Here is a 4180-nt window from a genome sequence, read left to right on the forward strand (position 1 = left end):
CGCCTGATAAACCAAGACCACTGGTGCAGCCAGCTGCAATACGCGCTCCAAAGCCAGCTAAGATGCCGCCAAACAAGGCAGTAAAGGGTCTTTTTGATCTAGGGTTTTTTAAGACTCAAAAATAACAAACTGAGGGCCACAAAAACGATAACCCAGTTGAGAGGCTCAATGCAAAACTGCACAATCTTAGAGAAAATAAAAAATAAAGTATCCATAAATTAGCAATCTATTAATAAGCAGAATATTACTCGCAAGCCAAGCGAGTCGGCCTAATTAGCCCTAATATAGGGGCTATGAAAAAAGCTCTCGTTTGGCTCCGCCGTGACTTACGCCTGTATGACAATGCCGCACTTCATCATGCCCTAAAAAATAATGCCCAAGTTTGGCTAGCGTTCATCTTTGATACCGCTATTCTTGATCCGCTCAAGGCTGAAGATCTTGATACAAACGGCCTCAAACATGATCGCCGCGTTGACTTTATATGGCAAGGTCTCAAGCAAATCGATGAGCAATTACGCAAACAAGGTGGCGGACTGATTGTTCAATTTGGCAAGCCCACCATATGTATTTCGAGGATTGCAGAGACTTTGGGTATCAATACCGTTTACACCAATCATGACTACGAACCATCAGCAATTGCCCGCGATGCCTCTGTAGCAAGATCACTAGAAAAAATTGGTATTGAATTTGAAACCTTTAAAGATCAAGTCATCTTTGAGAAGAAAGAAATTCTCACCAACTCCAATACTGTCTTCTCAATCTTTACGCCCTATAAAAATAACTGGCTAAAGACCTTACAAGAAAAAGATATTGCCGCCTATGATTGTGATCCTACAAAGGATCAGTTAAGCGCCATCCCTAAATCATTGCAGACTCCCTTTCCTTCTCTAGAATCCATGGGCTTTAGTCCGACCGGGATCGAAACTTATCTCCCACCAGGGTCAGAAGGTGGTCAGAGTTTCTTGGAGGACTTCCTCCATCGCATCGATCAATATCAAATCGGTCGAGACTTTCCAGCAATCAAAGGCGTAAGCTATCTATCCACACACCTTCGCTTTGGCATGCTCTCAATTCGAGGCTTAGTACGCGAAGCCCATCGCCGCATGCTTGCTGGCAGCATGGGGGCAACGATCTGGTTAAGCGAACTGATCTGGCGTGATTTTTATTTCATGATTCTGGCTAATCACCCGCGCCTTGCTGAGGGCGCAGCCTTCAAACCAGACTACGATAATATCGAATGGGAAAGTGGTGCCACTGCTAAGAAATTATTTAAAGCTTGGTGTGATGGCAAAACAGGTTACCCATTAGTGGATGCCGCTATGTGCCAACTCAACCAAAGTGGATACATGCATAACCGCCTACGCATGGTAGTTGCCAGCTTTCTTACTAAAGATTTGGGAATTGATTGGCGCTGGGGCGAAATGTATTTCGCCAAACACCTCAATGACTTCGAACTATCTTCCAACAATGGTGGATGGCAATGGGCCTCCTCTTCAGGATGCGATGCGCAGCCCTACTTCCGTATCTTCAACCCCATTACCCAATCACAGAAGTTTGATCCTGAGGGAAAATTTATCCGTCGCTACTTGCCTCAACTAGAAAAGCTCTCCAAGAAATCCATTCACGCACCCTGGGAAGCTGGCCACATTGAACTAGAAGCAGCCGGCATTCTGCTGGGGCGTGACTATCCCCTACCGGTTGTTAATCATGATGAGGCACGCAAAAAGACCTTAGTGCGCTATAGCGTGGTTAAAAAGGTCAGCCCAGAATCTGTAGCCGATTAACTTATTGAAAACTCTGACGCTTTCCGATTTAAGATAGGGCATGAGCAAAATCTATGCCGTAGGTGATATTCAAGGGTGCGCGCCATCTTTGAAAGCGCTCGTTAAAAAACTTCCCAAACAGTCTAAGATGATTTTCTTGGGAGATCTCGTCAATCGCGGCCCCGACTCTTTAGGCACCTTACGTTATCTAAAGCAATTGCAGGAAGAGAAACGCATCGAGTGCATTCTCGGAAATCATGATTTGCACTTACTCGCAGTAGATGCCGGGATCCGAAAAACTAAAGGGCTGGATACCGTACAACCCATTCTAGATGCCCCCGATAGAACTGAATTAATTCATTGGCTACGCCATCGACCGATGGCATTAAGCAATGGCAAAGTATTAACCGTCCATGCGGGGGTTATGCCCCAATGGGATCTTCAGCAAACAATTGAATGCGCGCAAGAAGTAGAAAAAGCGCTTCGCAAAAAATCCTATAAAGATTTTTTAGCGAATATGTATGGTAATACTCCAAACAAGTGGAGCAACTCCCTGAAGGGATATCAGCGTTTACGCGTCATTACCAATGCACTGACCCGCATTCGTTTTTGCACTCCCACAGGCACCATGGAGTTTGAAAGCAAGGAAGGTTTTGAAGATGGTCCGAAGGGCTACATACCTTGGTTCAAAACCCCCAAGAGAAAAACGCAAGATTCCCTAATTTACTTTGGGCACTGGTCAACCCTAGGGCTACTCCAACACGAGAATGTCATTGGACTCGATACAGGCTGCGTTTGGGGTGGCAAGCTAACTGCCATGGAAATTCCAGAATCAGGTATGCCGAGCAAGAAGCTAGAAATCATCCAGGTGGCTGGTTATGACCATCCACTCAGGATGTAATGCCTGCTAGCAGCCCTTTGCTAAGAAATTTCTTAGAGCTTCTTAAAGGCGGTTTTTGCTGCAGCGATGATATCTTCTAACACCGCATTGTCATGAGTAATAGAGGTAAATCCAGCTTCATATGCAGATGGTGCTAAGTACACGCCTTGATCTAGCATCAAGTGGAAGAATTTCTTAAATGCTTCGATATCAGTTTTAGTCACCGCCTCAAAAGATGTTGGAACTTCATTGGCAAAGTAAAAGCCGAACATACCGCCAACGCTATCAACAGCAAAAGGCACACCAGCTTCATCAGCAGCAAGTTTTAAACCAGCCATGAGCTTTTCAGTTTGGCCAGTCAAGCACTCGTAGAAACCTTCTCTAGAAATAATCTCCAAAGTCTTTAAGCCTGCGGCTACGGCTACTGGGTTACCTGACAAGGTACCTGCCTGATAAACGTTACCCAGCGGAGCTAGCTTAGACATGATTTCTTTTTTACCGCCAAAGGCAGCCATCGGCATCCCGCCGCCCATGACCTTACCAAGACAAGTCAGGTCAGGCGTAATGCCTTGTAGCGATTGAGCACCACCCAATGCAACTCTAAAGCCGGTCATAACTTCGTCGTAAATTAATACACTGCCATGCTGGCTAGTCAAATGACGCAATCTCGATAAAAATTCTTTTGAGGGTTTAATGAGATTCATATTGCCAGCAAAAGGTTCAATAATTACCGCGGCAACCTGATCGCCCTGCTTCTCAAATACTTCCTTGAGCGCTGCCACATCGTTATATGGCAATACCAAAGTATGCTTCACTAGATCGTGCGGCACACCACCAGATGATGGTGCATTTTGAGTCGAATCCGCAAAGGTTAAGAGGCCAGAACCTGCTTTAACAAGAAGGCTATCAGCATGACCGTGATAGCAACCCTCAAATTTAATAATGAGATCGCGCCCTGTATAGCCACGTGCAAGACGCAAAGCACTCATCGTCGCCTCGGTACCGCTCGACACCATACGAACTTGCTCGATGCTAGGAACTAACTGGCAGATACGTTCTGCTAACTCAATCTCACCTTCGGTAGGAGCGCCGTAGCTAAAGCTGGTTTCTGCGGCCAGCTTGACCGCTTCAACTACTTCTGGATTTGCATGGCCCGCAATCATGGGGCCCCAAGACATAATCAAATCAATATAGCGCGTACCTTCGGCATCCCAGAAATAAGGGCCTTTAGCTTTAACAACAAAACGTGGGGTACCGCCCACCTGACGAAAAGCACGCACTGGGGAGTTCACACCCCCAGGAATTGTTTTTTGTGCACGCTCAAATAAGATGTCGTTTTGTCCCAAGATACTTTTCCTGATTTTGCTAATTAGTCTAAATAGTATTTAAGTAATTCGATCGATTAGATCGCCATCATTTCAAAATCTTCTTTGCGTGCACCACATTCAGGACAAGTCCAGTTCATAGGCACGTCTTTCCAAAGCGTGCCCGGTGCAATACACTCTTCCGGTAGGCCAGCAGCTTCGTCATAAACCCA

At 45.8% G+C, this 4180-nt stretch carries 4 protein-coding genes and 1 pseudogene; 2 read left to right on the forward strand and 3 right to left on the reverse strand.

From position 1 onward, the window contains the following. Positions 1 to 76: pseudogene (locus tag B7Y67_RS11850) on the reverse strand (transporter); the annotation flags it as partial. Between the two features lie 217 nt (positions 77 to 293). Here B7Y67_RS11850 and B7Y67_RS11855 point away from each other — a divergent pair. After that, positions 294 to 1784 carry a deoxyribodipyrimidine photo-lyase gene (locus B7Y67_RS11855; protein WP_293598819.1) on the forward strand — a complete coding sequence of 497 codons (1491 nt, stop codon included), beginning with the start codon at positions 294 to 296 and terminating at the stop codon, positions 1782 to 1784. Positions 1785 to 1824: 40 nt separating this feature from the next. Continuing rightward, positions 1825 to 2664, forward strand: a complete 840-nt coding sequence (locus B7Y67_RS11860; RefSeq protein WP_293598820.1) for a symmetrical bis(5'-nucleosyl)-tetraphosphatase — start codon at positions 1825 to 1827, stop codon at positions 2662 to 2664. Between the two features lie 32 nt (positions 2665 to 2696). Here B7Y67_RS11860 and hemL read toward each other — a convergent pair whose 3' ends face one another. Together hemL and B7Y67_RS11870 are read right to left on the reverse strand one after the other, a co-directional pair. Next, complete coding sequence (gene hemL / locus B7Y67_RS11865; protein WP_293598821.1) at positions 2697 to 3989, reverse strand: glutamate-1-semialdehyde 2,1-aminomutase; 1293 nt, start codon at positions 3987 to 3989, stop codon at positions 2697 to 2699. 56 nt (positions 3990 to 4045) lie between these two features. After that, a partial coding sequence (locus B7Y67_RS11870) for a rubredoxin (protein WP_293598822.1) occupies positions 4046 to 4180 on the reverse strand: 135 nt, incomplete at its 5' end.

This window comes from Polynucleobacter sp. 35-46-11, assembly GCF_002281105.1.

Excerpts from the sequence above, each read along its gene's own strand:
- B7Y67_RS11860 (WP_293598820.1), top strand. The coding sequence starts at position 1,825 with ATGAGCAAAATCTATGCCGTAGGTGATATTCAAGGGTGCGCGCCATCT.
- B7Y67_RS11855 (WP_293598819.1), top strand. The coding sequence starts at position 294 with ATGAAAAAAGCTCTCGTTTGGCTCCGCCGTGACTTACGCCTGTATGAC.